Genomic DNA, 20,884 nt, shown 5'->3' on the forward strand with positions numbered 1-20,884 from the left:
CTTCCTCGCGCTAAAGCGTGCCGAAACTGCCGGCGAGCGTGCCGATGATCAAACCCCAGCCGTCAATCAGCACGAACAGCATGATCTTGAACGGCAACGAGATGATCAGTGGCGACAGCATCATCATGCCCATCGCCATCAGTACGCTGGCCACCACCATGTCGATGATCAGAAACGGAATGAAGATCATGAAGCCAATCTGGAACGCGGTTTTCAGCTCGGAAGTCACGAATGCCGGTACCAGAATCGTCAGGGGAGCGGCATCCGGCGACTGGATGTCGGTGCGCCGCGAAAGCCGTACGAACAACTCGAGATCGCTTTCGCGGGTTTGCGCGAGCATGAAGTTCTTCAGCGGCACCTCAGCCCGAGCGATCGCATCCTGCGCGGATAATTGCTCGTTCAGATAGGGTTGCACCGCCTCGTTGTTTATCCGTTCGAACACCGGCGCCATGATGAACAGTGTCAAAAAGATCGTCAGGCCGACGAGGATCTGGTTCGAGGGCGTCTGTTGCAGGCCCAACGCCTGACGCAGAATGGAAAAGACGATGATGATCCGCGTGAAGCTGGTCATCAGCATGACGAACGCCGGAATGAAGCTCAGCGCCGTCATGATCAGCAGAATCTGCAGGCTGACCGAATATTCCTGCTGCCCCTCGGCGTCGGTGCTCAACGTGATGGCCGGGATCGACAGCGGGTTATCGCCCTGGGTAATCAGACCGCCGGCATCCTGCCCCACAGCAAAAGGAGCGGCCAATACCAGCAGGACCGCCAGCAACAATCGAAGCATCAGGGTTTGTCCTTCTGATCCCGGCCGAGCAATTCCATCAGGCGCTGGGCAAATTCGGGGTTTGCCGGCTCCGCATCCGGCAGATGAACCGGCTCTTCCAGTACATGCAGCGGCGTAATGCGCCCGGCACTCAGGCCGAGCAGTACCTGCTCGCTACCGACCTGTACCAGCACCAGGCGCTCGCGTGGCCCAAGGGCGTGGCTGGAGATCAGCTTGATGGCTTGGTTGCTGCGCGGATTGATCTGTTGCATCCGACGCAGCAGCCAGGCAAGCAGAAAGATCAGCCCGATCACCAGCAACAGGCCGAACAGCAGCTTGGTCATCTGCGTGCCCATGCCCGTGCTGCTCATGCTTGCCGCGGGTTCGGCGGCCATTGCCGGCAATGCCAGCGCGAGCGAAAGGAAAACCAGGGCTTTCATCTCAGCGCAACTTCTTGATGCGTTCGCTTGGACTGATCACGTCAGTCAGACGAATGCCGAACTTCTCATTCACCACCACTACTTCGCCGTGGGCGATCAGCGTGCCGTTGACCAGCACGTCCAGCGGCTCGCCGGCCAGGCGGTCGAGCTCCACCACCGAGCCCTGGTTGAGCTGCAGTAGATTGCGAATGCTGATCTCGGTGCTGCCGACTTCCATGGAGATGGAAACCGGAATATCGAGGATCACGTCCAGGTTCGGGCCGTCGAGACCGGCCGTTGCGGCCGACTTCGGACCGCTGCCAAACTCCTCCAATGGCGCACGTGGCGGTGCCGGCGCGGTGGCCGGCCCCTGATTCAGCAGCGCATCGATATCGTCCTGGTTGGCATCGCCCGCCTCGGCCAGCGCCGATGCCCATTCATCGGCCAGCGCCTGCTCTTCGGCGGAAGTGTTTTCGTGTTCGTCTGCCATCGTTAGTCCTCGACCGGCTGGTAAATGAATTGAAAGCTATCAACGTGGCCGCAATACGGACTCGAGCACCTGCAGGGCCAGATTGCCCTTGTGCGCGCCGAGCTTGACCTTGAAGGCGGGCATGCCGTTGGCGCGCATGATCATGTCATCCGGCATTTCCACCGGAATCACATCGCCCGGCTGCATGTTGAGAATGTCGCGCAGCTTCAGCTGACGCCGCACCACCGTCGCGCTGAGCGGCACGTTCACGTCGAGGACGTCTTCGCGCAAGGCGTTGACCCAGCGCTCGTCCTGATCGCTGACATCCGACTGGAAACCGGCATCGAGCATTTCGCGGATCGGCTCGATCATCGAGTACGGCATGGTCACATGGAAGTCGCCACCGCCGCTTTCGAGCTCGATATGAAAGGTCGACACCACCACCACTTCGCTCGGGCTGACGATGTTGGCCAGCGCCGGGTTCACCTCCGAATGCACGTATTCGAAGTTGACGTCGAGCACCGCATGCCATGCTTCCTTCAGATCGACGAAGGCCTGATCCAGCACCATGCGCACGACGCGCAACTCGGTCGGCGTGAATTCGCGCCCCTCGATCTTGGCGTGGCGCCCGTCGCCGCCGAAGAAGTTGTCCACCAGCTTGAACACCAGCTTGGCGTCGAGGATGAACAGGGATGTGCCGCGCAACGGCTTGATCTTCACTAGATTGAGGCTGGTCGGTACGTACAGCGAATGCACGTACTCGCCGAATTTCATTACCTGCACGCCACCGACCGACACATCGGCCGAGCGGCGCAGCAGGTTGAACATACTGATGCGGGTGTAGCGGGCAAAACGCTCGTTGACCATCTCCAGCGTGGGCATGCGCCCGCGGACGATGCGGTCCTGGCTGGTCAGGTCGTAACTCTTGATGCTGCCCGGTTCGGAATCGCTTTCGGTATCGACCAGACCGTCGTCGACTCCATGCAGGAGCGCATCGATCTCGTCTTGCGAAAGCAGGTCTTGAACAGCCATCTACAACGACCCCTATTGCAATACGAAGTTGGTGAACAGCACTTGCTCGATGGCAAGTTTGCCGATTTCCTTCTGTGCCAGCTCCTGAACGCTGGCTGTGGCCTGCTGCCGAAGCATCTCCTGCCCGACCGGTGTAGCCAGGCTGGCGAACTCCTGACTGGAAAACAGCATGACCAGTTGATTGCGCAACAGCGGCATGTGTTCCTTCAGCGCGTCGAGTGCCGCCTGATCACGCGACATCAGCGCCACGCTAACCTGCATGTAACGCTGCCGGCCACCGGTGTTGGAAAAATTGACGATGAATGCCGGCGCCAACACTTCGTAGATCGCTGGCTGACGCAGCGGTGCAGTCGGCGTATCCGAAGCGGCTTCCGGCTGTGCTTCAGTATCGCCCCGACTCATGAAGTAGAACGTGCCGCCGATCGACAATCCGACCGCCAGCAGCAGGCCGAGTACGATCAGGACAATCAGCTTGAGCTTGCCTTTGCCACCGCTCGTAGCCGCCGGGCTCGGTACGTCTGGGGGTCCCTGTTTCTTAGCCATGCCAAATATCCGTCATCACAAGGTGATTTCACTCGCAACGAAGCGCTACGAGCAACTGCTGTGCCAGTATCGGCCAGGGACGCGGAGCCGTAAACGACTGCAACAAGCCCGCGCTGATTTGTAGACGAATAGTTGGCGCGAAGTCCGCGTTCGCCGCAAGGGCGCGCCTCTGACGAACAGCGTCGGCGTAGGACTAGGGCAACGGACTTTTTAGTGGGAGGCCAGACCTCCGGGTCTGGCGTTTGTGTGCAGCGTCTTGGGCCGGGCGCGAGCCCGGCTCCCTAGGTCAATCACAAAGCACTCAGGCGTAGTAATCCACCAGACCGCGATCGCCCCCGGAACGGCTCGTGCTGACTTCAAGCGTGCCGCCAACGATTTCCTCATCCCCGGTAGCCGATACGCCGGCTACGCTCCGGCTGCGCGACTCGCTACCGTCGCCCTGCCAGCCCTTGGACTGATCGGAAACATTCACATCCATGGTCATGCCCTGCTGCGCGAACATATCCCGCAGGCGCTGCATCTGCCCTTCCAATGCGTCGCGTACGCCAGCGTGAGGGCTGAGGAACGTGACCTGTGTCTGAGTCTGATCCTTGTTCATGTCGATACGGATCTCCATACGACCCAACTCGGCGGGATCGAGCTGAATCTCAGCGGACTTGAGGTTCTGACTCGACAACCACATCACCCTGTCGACCACCGCTTCGCTCCAGCCTGACTGCTGCATCTGCACCGGCTGGCCCGGCACCATCGTCAGCCGCTGCGCCTGCTGAGCCTGGGTCTGCTGTGCAATCGCCTGGGTCAGCGGGTTGAGCCGATTGGCCGCCATATCGGTGGCGCTCGTGCGGCTCTCCTTCGGGGCATCCAGCTTGTCCAGCAGATCACTGAAACTTTCCTCCAGCGAGAGCTCGTCGGACTCTTCCGTCAGTTCCTCGCCCACCAACAGGCTCGCCGAGAGCGTTTCCTGGGTTTGCTCGGAGGCTTCATTCGGCATCACGGCGTTGGCGAACGGACTCTTCTGAGCAGCGGATTGGATATCCAGGGAGCGCGTGCCCACCATAGCCGGCTCGGCCTCTGCTTCAGCGGACTCTACGCCGGCCTGAGTTAGCCCCAGCCCAGCCAGAAACTCGCTGCCGGTCGGCGGCTGCGTGGCCAGCGATTCGTCACTGACTGGCACCTGCCCGCCCATGCCGAACAACAGCAACGGATCGAGCTCGGCCTCGCCATCTTGCGGGGCGTCATCGGCCATCTCGGCGTCAGCAGGCAATTCATTGCCGGCTTCGGCCACGGGCGGCTTTTCGCTGCCGCCAACCTCGGCGGTTTCCTGACTCGGCTTTTCGCCAGCCGGCTTGTCCCGGACAGGTTTTGCCGAAGAGTCCTGACGTTCGACCGGCTTGGGCTGGCGCTCCTTGGCGTAGACGTTGGCGAAGCTGGAAGGCTCGTCCCGACTGGGCTGGCGGGCGGCCTGAGGGGACGCGCCCGCTGCCTTTGCGACAGCCGTGGGAGCCTTGATGTTGAGCAATAGATCGGGGGAAACGGCCATGGGTCTTCCGCTCAGGATGATGACATTGCGTTTACTCAAGCAAAGTCCAGGCCATACGCTTTATAGACGCCTGTATCCGTAGCCCGGCCACCGAAGGTACACGCCAATGCACCCGCCAGTCAGCCGAGCCCGCCGTAGCGCTGGCGTTCGGCTCGGTAGAGAATCCGTACGATGGCAAATTCACGCTCGATGCGTTCGATCAAGTGGGGGGCTTCGTCGATCTGTTCGAGCCGCGCCGCTTCTTCCAACTGGCGACAGAGATCCGCCAGTAACGCTGCGCCCATGTTGCTGCAACTGCCCTTGAAGCTGTGGGCAGCCTGACGCAGGTTTTCCGCCTGACCGCTGCGGCAGGCCTGCTGAAGCAACCACAGCCGCTCTTCCGAATCGACCAGAAAGGTATCCAGTAGCACCGGATACTCCGCCTCCATCACCTCTTGAAGGGTCGCCAGCACGCTAGTGTCGAGATGATCGACCATCGATAGGCTCCTGGCTGGAAAGCAGCGAATTATGCATGAGCGGCCCAATGGAACTCGACATTCAGAACCTTGCCGTCCGGCTCCCAGTAGAAGCGTTCACTCATCTGACGAATCATCCGCAGCCCCCGCCCGCCCAGGCATCCGGCACAGTACTGCTGGTCCAGCGCCCGCTGCACATCGAATCCCGGTCCGCTGTCGCGCACCGCGATGCGTAGATAGCCTCGGGTCTCTTCGGACTTGACGCTCAGCTCGATGGACACTGAGCCTTCGGTCAGCTCACCCAGTCGCCGCTGGCGTTCCTGATAGTAGTTGGCAAAACCGTCGGCGTCGCACTTCATGGAGGAATCGAGCAGCAGCACGCCATGCTCCAGCGCATTGGCATAAAGCTCGGTCAGCACCGTGTAAATCGCGCCGGCACGGTGGCGCAGGGGTGTTATCTGCAACAGCAGCTGCATGGTCATCGGCAGTGGGTTGTACTCGCGCAAGCTGCTGGGGCGCAGCTCGAAACTGGCGGACCAATCCCTCGCACGCAACTCTGGCGCGCCGAGTGGGAAAACAGCCGGCGATTGCGCCGCAACGGCATCCTCCGCCTCGATCATGCTCACTTCGACGAGGCTCAGGTCGTCAAGTATTTGACCGTGGAAATCATGCAGCGCGGCTTGAATTTCATCCAACAAGGTCGAGGGCTCGGTGTTGGCATCCATGACCGCCAACAGCCGCTGCTCGCCGAACAATTCATCATCGGCACTGGTGCTCTCCAGCACACCATCGGACATCAGCAGCAGGCGATCACCGATCGCCAGTGGCAAGGTCTCGAGACTGTCATCGAAATGGAGCGCATCGAGTACGCCAAGCGGCAAATGCCTGGAGCGCAGCGGCAGCCGCTCGCCCTTCGCGGCCCTGAGCAGATAACCATCCGGCAGCCCGCCGTTCCAGACGCGCAACATGCCCTGCTTGAGGTTGATATCCAGCAAGGCGGCACAACAGAACATTTCCACCGGCAGGATCAGCTTCAACTTGGCGTTGAGCTCGCAGAGGATCTCTCCGCTGGAATAGCCTTTGGCGGTCATTCCGTAAAAGGTCTCGGCCAGCGGCATGGCACCGATGGCGGCCGGCAGCCCATGGCCGGTGAAGTCTCCCAGCAGCACGAACATCCTGCCGGCAGGCGCATGCGCGGCAAGCAGCAGGTCGCCATTGAACAGCGCGCGCGGAGACTGTCGATAACGGATGTTGGGTGCGCTCAGGCAACCGGCATGCGCCACCTTGTCGAAGATCGCCTTGGCGGCGCGTTGCTCGTCGAGCAATTGCTGATTGCGTCGCGCGATGAGATCACGCTGCTCCAGCACCGTCGCCTGCAGCCTGCGCAGACGATGCATGGCCTGGATCTTCGCTTCGAGGATGACCGGGTTGTAGGGCTTGGCGAGAAAATCATCGCCCCCCGCTTCGAGGCAGCGCACCAGCGCTTCGTGCTCGGTGAGCGAGGTGAGAAAGATGATCGGCACCAGCTCGTTGCCGGCCAGCTGTTTGATCTGCCGCGCGGCCTCGAAGCCGTCCATCACCGGCATCAGCGCGTCCATCAGCACCAGTTGTGGCCGTTCGCTCTCGAACAGTCGGACCGCTTCTGCACCGTTGGACGCCGTAGTTACACGATGCCCCTGACGACCGACGATGGCGGCCAGCAGCATGCGGTCGGCCGCGCCATCCTCGGCGATGAGTATGGAGAGCCGGCGAGGCATCAGGCTATCGCGAACAGTTGTTCGAAATTGGATACCGAAAGGACCTTTCGCACATCTGGGTTGCAGTTGATCAGGCGGATATCGGCCTTATCGCTGCCGGCGTGATCGCGCAGCAGCAGCAACATCCCGAGGGCCGAACTGTCGAGATAGGTCGCGCCAGCGAGGTCGATCACGTAGCGCTTGGGCGTGCAATCAGCACGCTGATAGGCATCGCGGAATGCTTGATGAGCATTGAAATCGAAGCGCCCCTGGATGGTAATCGTCAGCTCCTGTCCATCTGCCGATAGCTGTGAACTGATGGTCATGTAGCACTCCTGATCCAAGCGGAAACGTGGCAGCCGTGTTTTGCCGGACGAACGAGGCGCATCCGCCGGCGCCTTTTAGGGCTGGCCGTACTGCAGTAAACAAACTGATGAAGATTTAGCACCCAAACCCCGGCACAGCAAGCATCAATCCTGTCTGGGCCGACTTGCCAGCCGCTGCGAGAATTCGTCGAGCAGCTTTTGCTCGCGCTTGTCGGCCGCCGTTCTCGCTTCCTGAATATAGCGATCGACCAATTTGCGCAGCCCATCGAGCCGTGCGCGTCGCTGCTGCCACTGCTCGCGGAGCTTGTCGAGATTGTTGCGATGCCAGTCGACACTGCGCTGCTGCTGAGCGATGGCCGATTCGAGCTGTGAAAGGAACCGCTGATAATTGACCAGCCATTGCCCGGATACGCCCTGGCTGCCCTGGCTCATCCATTGCTGCTGGTAGTCGCTGAAGTACTGGCGCAGCTCGCCCAACTTGGTTTCGGCCTGGGACAGTTGGGTTTGCCCCTGTCCAAATTGCCCCGCGGCGTCGCGCTCGGCCCGTTCAGCCATGTCGATCACGGGCGCCAGCCGCGCGGCACGACTCGTCGCCAAGGTTTAGCCTGCGGCCTTGGGATTGAAGACGTTGATCAGTGCGACCTCGCTCTGCGCCAGGGGTTCGGCTTCGTCCAGACCCTGCCGGAGATAGCGGACCATCTCCGCCTGCCTCGCGATGGCCAGATCGGTTTCCGGATCGCCACCCGGTACGTACGCGCCGACGCTGATCAGATCGCGGCTCTGCTGATAGCGCGACCACAGCTGCTTGAACCGCTGCGAGCTGCGCACATGTTCGGGACTGACCACCTGCGGCATGACCCGGCTGATAGAGGCCTCGATGTCGATCGCCGGGTAATGGCCCTCTTCAGCCAGCCGTCGCGACAACACGATGTGGCCGTCGAGCACGCCCCGCGCGGAGTCGGCGATGGGGTCCTGCTGATCATCACCCTCGGACAGCACGGTATAGAACGCCGTGATCGAACCGCCGCCCGCCTCGGCGTTTCCAGCGCGCTCCACCAGACTCGGCAGCTTGGCGAACACCGAAGGCGGGTAACCCTTGGTCGCCGGGGGCTCGCCGATGGCCAGCGCGATTTCCCGTTGGGCCTGGGCGAAGCGGGTCAGCGAATCCATCAACAACAGGACGTTCTTGCCCTTGTCACGGAAATATTCGGCGATGCGCGTGCAATACATTGCCGCGCGCAGGCGCATCAAGGGCGCATCGTCCGCAGGCGAAGCGACAACTACGGAGCGCTTGATACTCTCTTCGGTGAGGATGTTTTCGATGAATTCCTTAACCTCACGGCCACGCTCGCCGATCAGCCCGACGACGATGATGTCCGCCTCAGTGAAGCGGGTCATCATGCCTAGCAACACCGACTTGCCCACACCGGTACCGGCGAACAAGCCAAGACGTTGCCCGCGGCCGACCGTCAACAGGCCATTGATGCAGCGGATGCCGACATCCAGCGGCTCGCTGATCGGGTGGCGGTTGAGCGGGTTGATCACTGGCCCGTCCATCGGCACCCAGTCCTCGGCCTTCATTCCGCCCTTACCATCCAGGGCGCGGCCGGCACCGTCGAGCACGCGCCCCAGCATCGACGTGCCCATCGGCAGGCGTCCGGTATTGGCCAGCGGCACGACACGCGCGCCCGGCGCGATGCCGGCCAGGCTGCCAACCGGCATCAGATAAAGTTTGCCGGCGGAAAAGCCCATGACCTCGGCTTCGACCTGGGTCGGGTGGTAGCTGTCGTCGTTGATCACCAGGCAGCGGCTGCCGACGGCGGCACGCAGGCCTTCGGCCTCCAGCGTCAGGCCGACCATACGCAACAGCCGACCCTCGAGGATCGGCTGGCTGGGTAGCTTGATCGCCTCGCTGTAGGTCTCGAAGCGTTTGGCGAAGCTGGTGCGTTCAAGGCGCATCTGAGCTGTCCAGATCCAGGTGCAGATCCGCTTCCGGCGGGCTGGTGGCGTTTTCCCGCTGCTGTTCGAATAGCTGCTTGATCGCCTGACTCAGCCGCGTTTCGACGCTGGCGTCGATGCGACTCTGTTCGGTTTCGATCCGGCAGCCGCCCGGCAGCAGATCGCTGTCTTCGACGATTCGCCAGGTTTCTTCGTGGCGCTCGCGCAGCGCCTTGACCAGCTCGAAATCCTGCGGATTGATGTGGATGCGCACGTTGCTGGCGCCCATCGGCAACAGCTTCAGGGCGTCCCGAAGCACTTGGCGGATCTGGCTGGAATCGATCAGCAAGTCGCGCTGAATCACCTCGCGTGTCAGCTGACAGATCAACGTGACCATGGCGTGTTCGAGGTTGCGATCCTGATCGGCGATGGGCTCGAGCAATTGCGTCATCACCTGCTCAAGGCTCGCGAGTTTGGGCGCCAGCGCCGCGTCGGCTTCCTGCCGGGCTTTCAGTTGTCCGGCATGAAAGCCGTCCTTCTCGCCCGTGCTGAAACCTTCGTTGTAGGCCTCCTGGCGAATCGCTTCGAGTTCGTCGAGCGTCAGCGGTTTGACTTCCTCGACCGGGACGTCCTCGCTGTGCGACAGGTCCTGGTCCGCACCCGATTCCTCGAGCGCCTCCGGCTCCGCCGGTTCCCCGCCTAGCGGGTCGAAGCTCGGCAAGGCCCAGCGATCGAAGAGATTGACGTCCTTCGCGCGGATCACATCGCTGGGATTTTCCTTGGACATACGGCTCGCTTAGACCTAGATCATTTCTTCGCCGCCTTTGCCGCCGAGAACGATTTCCCCGGCTTCGGCCATGCGGCGGGCAATGGTGAGAATTTCCTTTTGGGCGCCCTCGACTTCGCTGATGCGCACCGGCCCCTTGGCTTCCAGGTCGTCGCGCAGCAGTTCTCCGGCGCGCTTGGACATGTTCTTGAATATCTTCTCCTTGATCGCTTCGTCCGCGCCCTTGAGCGCCATGACCAGCACATCGGAGGATACTTCACGCATGAGCGCCTGGATGCCCCGGTCATCGACATCCGCCAGGTTGTCGAAGACGAACATCAGGTCTTCGATCTGCGACGACAGATCTTCGTCGACATCGCGGATGGCGTCCATCAGCTGGCCTTCGACCGAGCTGTCGAGGTAGTTCATGATGTCCGCCGCGCGCTTGACGCCACCCAGCGTCGCGCGGGTGGTATTGGAGTTGCCAGAGAACTGCTTCTCCAGGATCAGATTAAGCTCCTTCAACGCCGCCGGCTGGACGGTGTTGAGCGAGGACACGCGCAGCACGATGTCGAGCCGCACCTTGTGATCGAAATGCGACAGCACCTCGCCCGCCTGGTCGGGGTCGAGATAAGCCACCACGATCGCCTGGATCTGTGGATGCTCGTAGCGAATCACGTCGGCGACCGCGCGCGGCTCCATCCACTTGAGGCTGTCCAGGCCACTGGTGTTACCGCCCAGCAGAATGCGATCGATCAGGCCGCCCGCCTTGTCCTCGCCCAGCGCCTGGGTGAGCATCTTGCGGATGTAACCGTCGGAGCCGACCCCGAGGCTGGTCTGGTCGCCAACGATCTCGACGAACTCTCCCATCACCTGTTCTATCTGGTTTTTCTGGACGTTGCGCAATTGCGCCATGGCGGTGCCGACCTTCTGTACCTCTTTGGGACCGAGATGGCGCAGAACCTGCGCAGCATCGGCTTCACCCAGCGAGAGCAACAGAATTGCGGCTTTATCGACCTTGTTCAGCTTGGCTGGAACTCGTGCATCACTCATCTTCGTTGATCCACTCTTTGACGACCTGAGCCACCCGGCCCGGATCCTCTGCTACCAGATTCTTGATGGCATTCAGTTGCGCATCGTACCCCTCGGTCGGGCTCGGCAGCATGATGCTCTGCGGCCCGCTCAGGCTGACCCGATCATTGCTCAGCGCACCATCCAAACCGTCCATGTCAGCCAGTTCGCCGTCACTACCGACAGGCTGATGCTCCTTGCCCTTTCCAGCATTGGTCAGGTTGTTCAGTACGGGCCGCAGCACACCGAACACCAGCACCAGGATGAACAGTACTCCAAGCACTTGCTTGACGATGTCCCAGAACCACGGCTGCGAGTAGAACGGGACGTCGATGAAGGTCTCTTCTAGCGAGTCGGCGGCGAAGGGTGCGTTGATCACACTGACGCTGTCGCCACGGCTGGCGTCGAAACCAACGGCGTCCTGCACCAGACGGGTGAAGCGCGCCAATTCTTCGGCGGTCCGCGGCACACGAGTGGTCTGCCCATCAGCAGAGACCGTCACCTGGTCGTCGAGTACCACCGCAACCGACAGGCGGCGCAGGCGACCTTGTTGCTGCTTGGTGTAACTGATGGAACGGTCCAGCTCGTAATTACGGGTCGCTTGCTCACGCTTGTCTGCCGGATACGGCGCCAGCATCGGCTGGCCGGTCGCCGGGTCCATGATCTGCTGACCATTGGCGTCCAGCAAAGGTTGCCCCGGTGCGACCGCACCCGCGGCGGCTTGTCCAGCCAGCGCATTTTCCGGCGCGGTGGCAGGGCCTGGAGGCTGATTGCTCAGCGCACCCGGAACGCCTTGCGGGCCGACGCTGCTCTGGCGCTGTTCGCTGACGCTCTGCTCGCTGCGCAGCGCCGGCTGATCCGGGTTGAAGGTTTCGGACGTCGATTCGACGGCGCTGAAATCCACATCGGCGGAGACTTCGGCCTTGTAGCGACCGCTGCCCAGCACCGGTTGCAGGATGTTGTGCACGCGCTGGGTGTAGAGGCTTTCCATCCGACGGCTGTAGTCGAACTGCTTGCCGGCCATGCTCAGCTCGGTCAGCCCCTGCTGGTCGGACAGCAGGTTGCCCTTCTGATCCACCACGGTGATTTGCGACTTGGTCAGCTCCGGCACGCTGGTAGCGACGAGGTTGATGATCGCCATCACCTGACTCGGCTCGAGGTTGCGGCCCGGATAGAGTTCGACCAGCACGGAAGCGCTCGGCTTGCGCTCGTCGCGCACGAATACAGAACTCTTCGGAATCGCCAGATGCACGCGCGCCGCTTTGACGTTGTTCAGGCTGGAGACGGTACGAGCCAGCTCCCCTTCCAGACCACGACGGTAGCGGGTGGCTTCCATGAACTGGCTGGTACCGAGGCCCTGCTCCTTGTCGAGAATCTCGAAGCCGATGTTGCTATCAGTCGGTGCAACGCCAGCGCTGGCGAGTTTCAGCCGCGCACGGGCGAGATCATCGGCCTTGACCAGCAAGGCGCCGGAATTGGGCTCGACGGTGTAAGCGATGTCGGCAGCAGCGAGGGTTTCCATCACCTGGTTGGCGTCCATCCCGGCGAGGCTGCCGAGCAGCGGACGGTAGTCCGGCTGTTGCGACCAGAGCACCACGGCAAAGCCGATGGCGACGCTCGCAGCCAGCCCGACCAACAGGCCGACCTGCCGCAACATCGTCATTTCGGAAAGGTTTTCCAGGAAGGACAGGCCAAACAGCGGCTTCTTCGGAGCGTCCGAATCGACCGTTACAGGAACTTTGCTAAGCGCTTCAGCCATTATTCAAACCCTGCCTTAAACCGGCATCTGCATGATGTCTTGATACGCCTGGACCAGTTTGTTACGCACCTGGGTCATGGCCTGCATGGAAACGCTGGCTTTCTGCGAAGCGATCATGACCTCGGTCAGATCGATGCCGCCCTGCCCCATCTCGAAGGCGGTCGCCAGTTGGCTGGAAGCTTGCTGGGTTTCACTCACTTTATTGACGGCCTGGCCGAGCATGTCGGAAAAGCTCGGAGCGCCAACCTCGGGGGTAGCGGTCACGGGCTTGGCGCGCGCCATCGCATCGGTCTGCATGGCCCGCATTTCCAGCATCAAGCGATTGAATTCGATACCCTGGCTCATCATTCCTCCAACAGCCGCGGTTTTTTGACGCTTCGCAGCAAGCACAGGGGTAATTGCAACATCGGTGCCAGATAAGTTCGTGGCTAGCCGCTTGCGACTGCTCGGTAGTCCAGCTTCCAGCGCTTATCGATTCTGTAACGTAGATCGTCCCATCGACTGTATGGTGACGCATGCGACCGGCGCCCCTAGGCTAGGCCGAAAAAACCCAACAGAGATAACCATGCCGGACGCCGCCCACTCGCTATCCCGCCCATTCGCCGACAGTTCGGCTTCGACCGTCGTGGCGGGTTTCATTGCCATGCTTACCGGCTATACCAGTTCGCTGGTCCTGATGTTCCAGGCCGGACAGGCAGCAGGGCTCAGCGGGGCGGAGATTTCCTCGTGGATCTGGGCGCTGTCGATCGGCATGGCGGTGTGCAGCATCGGCCTGTCACTGCGCTATCGCACGCCAGTGGTGGTCGCCTGGTCGACTCCCGGCGCGGCGCTGCTGATCAGTAGCTTGCCCGGCGTCCCTTATGGCGAGGCGATTGGTGCCTTCATCTTCGCGTCGGTGCTGATTGCGGTATGTGGACTTACCGGCAGCTTCGAACGCCTGATGCGCAAGGTACCCGCCTCGCTGGCGGCGGCGCTGCTGGCCGGCGTGCTGTTCAACATCGGCAGCGAGATCTTCCGCGCCGTAGACGTCCAGCCTGCGCTGGTGCTGAGCATGCTCTTCAGTTACCTGCTGGCCAAGCGTCTGGTGCCGCGCTACGCCGTGCTCTCGGCGCTGATTGTTGGCTGTGTGCTCGCCGGCGTGCTGGGGCTGCTGGACTTCAGCGATCTGAGCCTGGAAATCGCGGTACCGGTGTGGACCACGCCGAGCCTGTCTTTCGCGGCCATTTTCAGCATCGGCATACCGCTGTTCGTGATCGCCATGGCATCGCAGAACATGCCGGGGCTGGCCGTGCTGCGCGCCGAGGGCTATCAGGTGCCGGCCTCGCCGCTGATTTCGGTCACCGGTATCGCGTCGGTTCTGCTCGCCCCGTTCGGCTCGCATGGTGTCCATCTGGCTGCGATCACCATGGCGATCTGCGCGGGTCCCGAAGCGCATCCCGATCCCGCCCGGCGCTATACGGCCGCGGTATGGTGCGGGGTGTTCTACGGCATCGCCGGCATTTTCGGGGCGACGCTGGCAGCGCTGTTCGCGGCCTTTCCGGCAGCACTGGTGCTGTCCATCGCGGCGTTGGCGTTGCTCGGTTCGATCGGCAGCGGCCTGACCCAAGCCATGCAGACGCCGCACGAGCGCGAAGCGGCGCTGATTACCTTTATGGTCACCGCTTCCGGACTGACGCTGTTTGGGATTGGCGCGGCGCTGTGGGGGTTGATTGCTGGGGTGGTGACGTTGGTGATCTTGGGGAGGCGGGTTTGAAAACGCGTGCTGTTTTCAGAAACAGATGGCATGAATCGCTTTGCCGGGATGATTGCTGAGTGTGCTGACAGTTCAGGTTTCGCCCTGCTGGGCGAGTCCCTTTTTCTTGTTTGGCCAAGAAAAAGGAACCTAAAAGAAGGCCGCCCCAACATCCGGCCTCCTGAAGGGGAACAGGGTCCGAGTTGCCTGAAAGATCGTTGATGCTTTGCTTAGCTTCTTTTGCACGAACCGTCAGGCGACATCAATCGCCCCTTTCAGGAGGGTGAGCGCAATCGTCGCGGAAGGGAGCGAGCCGCATGGATGCGGCGAGAGGCTTAAAGGGCCATGGATGGCCCTTGTAAGCCGGCCCCTGGAGCGACGATGGAGCGAACGAACCCCGGCGCAGCCGGGGCCGGATGCAGGGGCAAGACCTTTTGGTTTCTTTTGGGGCGACTGCCAAAAGAAACTCGCCCAGCAGGGCGAAACCAAGCCATCAAACAACTCAATAAACACTTATAAACCCAAACCTTCCAAACACAGGGATTGCCCGAACCAAAACCCTAAATAGCCGTCGCCCCACCATCCACCGCCAACGCATGGCCAGTGGTGAAAGCCGCACCGTCGCTACAGAGATAAAGCACCGCAGCAGCGATTTCCTCAACCTTGCCGACCCGCCCAACCGGATGCATGGCCGCCGCGAACTCCGCCTTGCGCGGGTCCGCCTCATAGGCACGGCGGAACATATCGGTATCGATCACCGCCGGACACACCGCATTCACGCGAATGCCCTTCTTGGCATATTCGATCGCCGCCGACTTGGTCAGTCCGATCACCGCATGCTTGGACGCCGCATAAATGCTCATTTTCGGCGCCGCACCAAGCCCAGCAACCGACGCGGTGTTGACGATGGCACCTCCGCCCTGCGCCAGCATCACCGGCAGCTGGTGCTTCATGCACAACCAGACACCCTTGACGTTGACGCCCATGATGGCGTCGAACTCCGCCTCGCTGCCTTCAGCCAGACGGCCCTTCTCGATCTCGATGCCGGCGTTGTTGAACGCATAGTCGATGCGCCCGAAGGTCGTGACGGCCTGCTCGACCATCGCCTTGACCTGCTCGTCGCGAGTGACATCGCACCGCACAAATATCGCCTCGCCGCCGGCTTCGCGAATGGCTTCGGCGCATGCCGCACCGCCCATCTCATCCAGATCCGCCACCACCACCTTCAACCCCTGCTCGGCGAACGCCAGCGCCGTCGCGCGGCCAATGCCCGCCGCAGCTCCCGTTATCAACGCGACCTGACCGGAAAAAGACATGCTCATGCTAGATACCCTAATCGATTGAAATGAAGGCGCCGAGTCCGAAAAATGACCACAAGCCAAACGCGGGTCATGGTTATACCGCCATCCCAGGCACGGATTAAGGGTTCAAGGGCGATATCACTCAGGCGGATGCCACTGCATTCCAAGATTCTCGCCTTGCTTGCGCGACCGGCCTCGGCGGGCTAAACCAAGGTTCTTACATAGACCGAGGTTTACATGGACACGACCAATCGCCAGTTCCTTTTGGCCAAGCGCCCGATCGGCGCGCCAAGCCGCGACACCTTCGAATTCGTCGAGAATCCCGTGGGTGCGCCCGGGCCCGGCCAGATATTGGTCAAGGTGGAGTATCTGTCGCTGGACCCGGCCATGCGCGGCTGGATGAACGATGCCAAATCCTATATCCCGCCGGTCGGCATTGGCGAAGTGATGCGCGCGTTGGGCGTGGGCAAGGTGATCGCCTCGCAGCATCCTCATTTCGCCGAAGGCGATTACGTCAACGGCGCGTTGGGCGTGCAGGACTATTTCCTCGGCGAGCCGAAAGGCTTCTACAAGGTCGATCCGAACCAGGCACCGCTGCCGCGCTACCTGTCGGCGCTAGGCATGACCGGAATGACCGCTTACTTTGGCCTGCTGGCGGTGGGCGAGCCGAAGGCCGGCGAAACCGTGGTGCTGTCCGGCGCTGCCGGTGCGGTGGGCAGCGTAGCCGGGCAGATCGCGAAGATAAAAGGGTGTCGCGTGGTCGGCATCGCAGGCGGCGCCGACAAGTGCCGCTTCCTTACCGAGGAGCTCGGTTTCGATGCGGCCATCGACTACAAGAGTGAAGACGTCGCCGCCGGCCTGAAACGCACCTGCCCGAAGGGCGTCGACGTATTTTTCGATAATGTCGGCGGCGATATTCTCGACGCAGTGCTGACGCGCATTACCGTCGGAGCCCGCATCGTCATCTGCGGCGCCATCAGTCAGTACAACAACAAGGAGGCGGTCAAGGGGCCGGCGAATTACCTGTCCCTGTTGGTCAACCGCGCGCGCATGCAGGGCATGGTGGTGATGGATTACGTGCCGCGTTACCCCGAGGCCATGACAGACATGGCTGGCTGGATGCAGAGCGGCGAGCTGAAGAGCAAGGAAGATATCGTCGAGGGGCTGGAAACCTTCCCCGACACGCTGATGAAGCTCTTCACCGGCGGCAACTTCGGCAAGCTGGTGTTGAAGGTCAGCTAAGCCGTATGGACCGAGCCGGCCGCGTCAGGCGACCGGCTCATCATTCACGCCAGCTCGGCGACTACTGCGGCCAGCGCCTGGGCCGGATCGGCCGCCTGCGCAATAGGGCGACCGATTACCAGATAATCCGAACCCGCCGCCATGGCCTCGGCTGGCGTGAGAATCCGCCGCTGATCATCCGCCTTGCTGCCAGCCGGACGAATGCCCGGCGTCACCAACTGCAGCCGGGCGAATTGCGCCTTCAATGTTTGGGCCTCCTGCGCCGAACAGACCAGGCCGTCCAACCCGGCCTCCTCCGCCAGGCCTGCCAGACGCAACACCTGCTGCTGCGGTGCTAGGTCGAGGCCGATATCGGCAAGGTCGGCCTGCTCCATGCTAGTCAGCACCGTGACGCCGATCAGCAGCGGCTTCGCCCCGCTCGCCTTGTCCAGCGTTTCGCGACACGCCGCCATCATCCGCAGGCCACCCGAACAGTGCACGTTGACCATCCACACGCCCAGCTCCGCCGCCGCCTTGACCGCCATCGCCGTGGTGTTGGGGATGTCATGGAATTTCAGATCGAGAAACACCTCGAATCCTTGTGCCTGTAGCGCTTCGACTATTTGCGGACCACAACGGGTGAACAGCTCCTTGCCGACCTTGACGCGACAAAGCGCCGGATCGAGTTGGCCGGCCAGCGCCAACGCAGCATCACGGGACGGAAAATCGAGCGCAACGATGATGGGAGTCTGGCAAGTCATAGCGATTCCTCGGCAAATTTTCGGCGCGCATTGTCGCAGAAAAAACATCGTCCAGGCGGCACGCGAGGGCGTCGCCCGCCAGGCAGTCCAATCACATAATGGCGCCGCTACGGTTCGTGACGTAAGGTGAAATGAACCGCGTCGTCATCAGGAGTAAAGAACATGCCTTGGTATATCTGGTTATTGCTGGCCCTGGTGCTCGGTACGATCGTTGGCGGGCTTTTGATGCTGCGCGCCGGCGCCCGCAAGATCCCGCTCACCGAAGAGCAGAAACAACGAATTGCCCAACGCAACGCCGAAGCGGATGCCGAAGACGCGCGGAACAGGTAGCGCCTGCTGGACAGCCAACCGCCGGTCATGTCCCACCCACCCCATCACGCCGGCTGGCCCGGCAGTAAAAAGGGGGGGCTTTTAGGCCTTCATCCAAGTAATCCGTCTGCCTCCTTTGAAGGAAGCATCAATGGCATCAGTTTTCTCTTCGTTCGGAGCCGGCAGCCCGAAGGCGCAGGTCGCTTTCTCCCGACGGATTCTGCCCGGCATCGCCTGCCTACTGGCCGCAGCCCTGCTCGCCGCGGCGATCGCGGTGATACACATCGCCCGCACCATCGATCACGACGCCCTGGCTCTGGAACATTTTCTCGCTGGCAAAGCATTCGAGGCGCAGATGAATGGCATGTCCCGCCATGTCGCCGACAATGGATTCTGGGGCGACGCCTACGCCAACCTGAGCAAAGAGGTCAATCTGAACTGGGCCTACGAGCAGGCGAACCTCGGCCCTTCGCTGTATGACGATTTCGGCTATGAGGCGGTGTTGGTGATCGACGCCAGCGGTGAAACGACCTACTCGGTCATTCGCGGGGAGCTGGTGCGTATCGATGCGCGCGCCTGGCTTGGCAACGGACTCGACACATTGCTCGCCCAGGCCCGCGAAGCGCTGGAACAGGGAGAGACCGCCGTCGGCATGCTTTGGGCCGAAGGCCACCCGGCCATGGTGGCCGCCGCCGTGATGACGTCCGGCGACAGCGACGTCGAGGAAATGGACGATCCCGCCTCGATCCTGGTTTTCGCCGATGTGTTGGAGCCAAAAAGATTGCTCGACTTGGGTCAGGCTTATGCGATCAACGGCCTGCGCCTGAACGGCGAAACCGCCCGGAGCAAGGATGAAGTGCTTGCCCTGCGGACGCTTGATGGATCGCCCCTATCATTTACCTGGACGCTATCCCGGCCTGGCCGGTATCTGCTGTGGATGACCTTGCCGGTGCTCGCGGCGGTCACCCTTGGCCTTGGTCTGCTTGCCTGGTTGCTGCTGCGCCAGGCGATGAAGACCGTAAGAATCATGGACGTCAACTACGAGCGCCTGGCAAGAAGCCGTAGCGCACTGGCCGCCAGCGAAGAGCGCTTCCGCGACGTAGCGGAAGCTGCATCGGACTGGATCTGGGAAACCGACCAGAATGCCCGCCTGACGTACCTCTCCCGGCGTTTCGAGGAGATTACCGGCCATGATCCAGCCGCCTGGATTGGCCGCCCCTTGATCGACCTTCTGATCACTGATCACGCGGCGCTGCAGGACTGGCTGGCCGCTCCGCACAAGACACCATTGCGCTGCAGTTACCACGCGGCGAACGCCTGCGAGCGCCACTGCCGGCTTTCCGCCCGTGGGATCTACCGAAACGACGAGCTGTTGGGCTACCGAGGCACCGCCAGTGATGTCACCGAGGAAACCCGAGCCCAGGCACGCGTTCAGTACCTTTCGCAGCACGACGCCCTGACCGGCCTGCCCAATCGAAACCACTTGCGCGACTATCTGGACACCAAACTCGCCTCGCTCACCAGCGCATCCCGACTGACCGTCCTGTATATCGATCTGGACCGTTTCAAGCCGGTGAACGACACACTGGGCCACAGTGCTGGCGACGAGGTACTGACCGGCGTATCCAGCCGCCTGACGCAGTGCATCAGAGCAGACGACCTGGTCGCGCGCCTAGGCGGCGACGAGTTCGTCATGGTGATGAGTCGCCTGCAGCACAACGAAGACATCGAGCAGCTTTGCGCGCGCGTCGTCGATGCGATCAGCGAACCCTTTTTCTATGAACGTACACAAATTCATATCGGTGCCAGCATCGGTATCGCGATAGCGCCTACCGATGCGACGCAAGCCAACGAGCTGCTGCGCTGTGCGGATATCGCCTTGTATCAGGCCAAGGCGGGTGGTCGAGGGACCTGGCGGTTCTATGGCAGCGAGATGGATAAACGACTGCTGGAGCGACGCCGACAGGAAGACGACCTACGTCAAGCGATCAGCGAGGATCAGTTCGAGGTTCATTACCAGCCTCGATATTTCGGCGACGGCATGCACATCATCGGCGCAGAGGCCCTGCTGCGCTGGAAACATCCCGCTCACGGCCTGCTGCTGCCCGAGCATTTCATTCCGCTGGCAGAAGAAACCGGGCTGATAGATCCGCTCGGCGAATGGGTGCTACGTCAGGCCTGCATCGAGGCGGCAAGCTGGACAAGCGACATCATGGTTTCAGTCAACCTTTCGCCCTTACAGTTACGCAACGATGAGCTGGTTGAAGTAGTTCAAGCGGCGCTGGAACAGAGCGGGCTTGCGGCCAATCGCCTCGAACTCGAAGTAACCGAAACAGCGCTGCTCCAGGAAAGCCAGCGCACACTGGCGGTGCTCAGCGAGCTAAAAACACTTGGCGTAAGGCTTGCCATGGATGACTTCGGTACTGGCTATTCATCGCTCAGCAACCTGCGCAACTACCCGTTCGACACCATCAAGATCGATGGCAGCTTCGTTTCCGGCATGGAGCACTCCGTCGAGGACCACTCCATCGTCAAGGCGCTGATCGAACTCGGGCATGGCTTGCGCATGCGCGTCACGGCCGAGGGCGTTGAAACCTCGGAACAATTGAAACGACTTCTCGCCAATGGATGCAGCGAAATGCAGGGTTTCTACATGAGCCATCCGCTCATGACCACGGACTTCCGTGCCCTGTTGAGCGGCGTCGAGACCGAGCCATAGGTCGGAACCCTGCATAACGGT

Annotated in this window: 21 protein-coding genes; 4 read left to right on the plus strand and 17 right to left on the minus strand. The window is 61.5% G+C overall.

Features of this window, described 5'->3' with window-relative positions; genetic code table 11:
* Positions 1-10: 10 nt before the first annotated feature.
* From fliP to fliE, 15 genes are all read right to left on the minus strand, one after another.
* Entirely contained in the window at positions 11-787 is a 777-nt protein-coding gene (gene fliP, locus GYM54_RS07255; protein ID WP_131650100.1) for a flagellar type III secretion system pore protein FliP, read from the minus strand.
* Positions 787-1,206, minus strand: coding sequence for a flagellar biosynthetic protein FliO (gene fliO / locus GYM54_RS07260; protein ID WP_131650099.1), 420 nt, complete (start codon positions 1,204-1,206; stop codon positions 787-789). The genes fliP and fliO overlap by 1 nt, the downstream gene beginning before the upstream one ends.
* A 1-nt stretch (position 1,207) precedes the next feature.
* Complete coding sequence (gene fliN / locus GYM54_RS07265) at positions 1,208-1,675, minus strand: flagellar motor switch protein FliN (protein WP_131650098.1); 468 nt, start codon at positions 1,673-1,675, stop codon at positions 1,208-1,210.
* Between the two features lie 39 nt (positions 1,676-1,714).
* On the minus strand, positions 1,715-2,686 hold the full coding sequence (gene fliM / locus GYM54_RS07270) for a flagellar motor switch protein FliM (protein ID WP_197446029.1): 972 nt from the start codon (positions 2,684-2,686) through the stop codon (positions 1,715-1,717).
* Positions 2,687-2,698: 12 nt separating this feature from the next.
* On the minus strand, positions 2,699-3,229 hold the full coding sequence (gene fliL, locus GYM54_RS07275) for a flagellar basal body-associated protein FliL (protein WP_181100846.1): 531 nt from the start codon (positions 3,227-3,229) through the stop codon (positions 2,699-2,701).
* 301 nt (positions 3,230-3,530) lie between these two features.
* Positions 3,531-4,769, minus strand: coding sequence for a flagellar hook-length control protein FliK (locus GYM54_RS07280; protein ID WP_197446030.1), 1,239 nt, complete (start codon positions 4,767-4,769; stop codon positions 3,531-3,533).
* Positions 4,770-4,888: 119 nt separating this feature from the next.
* The gene (locus GYM54_RS07285; protein ID WP_131650094.1) at positions 4,889-5,245 is read right to left on the minus strand and encodes an Hpt domain-containing protein; all 357 of its coding nucleotides are present in this window, start codon (positions 5,243-5,245) and stop codon (positions 4,889-4,891) included.
* Positions 5,246-5,274: 29 nt separating this feature from the next.
* Complete coding sequence (locus tag GYM54_RS07290) at positions 5,275-6,981, minus strand: fused response regulator/phosphatase (protein ID WP_197446031.1); 1,707 nt, start codon at positions 6,979-6,981, stop codon at positions 5,275-5,277.
* Positions 6,981-7,286: an STAS domain-containing protein gene (locus GYM54_RS07295; RefSeq protein ID WP_181100843.1), complete on the minus strand. Its 306-nt coding sequence runs from the start codon at positions 7,284-7,286 to the stop codon at positions 6,981-6,983. Before GYM54_RS07295 ends, GYM54_RS07290 begins: the two co-directional genes overlap by 1 nt.
* A 144-nt stretch (positions 7,287-7,430) precedes the next feature.
* Positions 7,431-7,883, minus strand: coding sequence for a flagellar export protein FliJ (gene fliJ, locus GYM54_RS07300; protein WP_131650091.1), 453 nt, complete (start codon positions 7,881-7,883; stop codon positions 7,431-7,433).
* 3 nt (positions 7,884-7,886) lie between these two features.
* The gene (gene fliI, locus GYM54_RS07305) at positions 7,887-9,245 is read right to left on the minus strand and encodes a flagellar protein export ATPase FliI (protein WP_131650090.1); all 1,359 of its coding nucleotides are present in this window, start codon (positions 9,243-9,245) and stop codon (positions 7,887-7,889) included.
* On the minus strand, positions 9,235-10,011 hold the full coding sequence (gene fliH / locus GYM54_RS07310) for a flagellar assembly protein FliH (RefSeq protein ID WP_181100837.1): 777 nt from the start codon (positions 10,009-10,011) through the stop codon (positions 9,235-9,237). Before fliH ends, fliI begins: the two co-directional genes overlap by 11 nt.
* A gap of 15 nt (positions 10,012-10,026) precedes the next feature.
* Positions 10,027-11,043 (minus strand): flagellar motor switch protein FliG, encoded by a 1,017-nt coding sequence (gene fliG, locus GYM54_RS07315; protein ID WP_131650088.1) that lies wholly within the window; start codon positions 11,041-11,043, stop codon positions 10,027-10,029.
* Entirely contained in the window at positions 11,036-12,820 is a 1,785-nt protein-coding gene (gene fliF, locus GYM54_RS07320) for a flagellar basal-body MS-ring/collar protein FliF (RefSeq protein ID WP_197446032.1), read from the minus strand. Before fliF ends, fliG begins: the two co-directional genes overlap by 8 nt.
* A gap of 15 nt (positions 12,821-12,835) precedes the next feature.
* Positions 12,836-13,165: a flagellar hook-basal body complex protein FliE gene (fliE, locus tag GYM54_RS07325; protein ID WP_181100831.1), complete on the minus strand. Its 330-nt coding sequence runs from the start codon at positions 13,163-13,165 to the stop codon at positions 12,836-12,838.
* Between the two features lie 220 nt (positions 13,166-13,385).
* On the opposite strand from fliE, the gene GYM54_RS07330 reads away from it, so the two are divergent.
* Entirely contained in the window at positions 13,386-14,573 is a 1,188-nt protein-coding gene (locus GYM54_RS07330) for a benzoate/H(+) symporter BenE family transporter (RefSeq protein WP_197446033.1), read from the plus strand.
* Positions 14,574-15,112: 539 nt separating this feature from the next.
* Here GYM54_RS07330 and GYM54_RS07335 read toward each other — a convergent pair.
* Complete coding sequence (locus tag GYM54_RS07335) at positions 15,113-15,874, minus strand: SDR family oxidoreductase (RefSeq protein WP_197446034.1); 762 nt, start codon at positions 15,872-15,874, stop codon at positions 15,113-15,115.
* A 216-nt stretch (positions 15,875-16,090) separates the two neighbouring features.
* On the opposite strand from GYM54_RS07335, the gene GYM54_RS07340 reads away from it, so the two are divergent.
* Positions 16,091-17,095, plus strand: a complete 1,005-nt coding sequence (locus GYM54_RS07340) for an NADP-dependent oxidoreductase (RefSeq protein WP_197446035.1) — start codon at positions 16,091-16,093, stop codon at positions 17,093-17,095.
* A 44-nt stretch (positions 17,096-17,139) separates the two neighbouring features.
* Here GYM54_RS07340 and pyrF read toward each other — a convergent pair whose 3' ends face one another.
* On the minus strand, positions 17,140-17,835 hold the full coding sequence (gene pyrF / locus GYM54_RS07345) for an orotidine-5'-phosphate decarboxylase (protein WP_131650081.1): 696 nt from the start codon (positions 17,833-17,835) through the stop codon (positions 17,140-17,142).
* Positions 17,836-17,997: 162 nt separating this feature from the next.
* On the opposite strand from pyrF, the gene GYM54_RS07350 reads away from it, so the two are divergent.
* Entirely contained in the window at positions 17,998-18,165 is a 168-nt protein-coding gene (locus GYM54_RS07350) for a DUF2897 family protein (RefSeq protein ID WP_131650080.1), read from the plus strand.
* A gap of 130 nt (positions 18,166-18,295) precedes the next feature.
* Positions 18,296-20,863 carry an EAL domain-containing protein gene (locus GYM54_RS07355; RefSeq protein ID WP_197446036.1) on the plus strand — a complete coding sequence of 856 codons (2,568 nt, stop codon included), beginning with the start codon at positions 18,296-18,298 and terminating at the stop codon, positions 20,861-20,863.
* Positions 20,864-20,884 lie beyond the last annotated feature (21 nt).

Source organism: Pseudomonas sp. MTM4 (assembly GCF_019355055.1).
GTDB lineage: Bacteria > Pseudomonadota > Gammaproteobacteria > Pseudomonadales > Pseudomonadaceae > Stutzerimonas.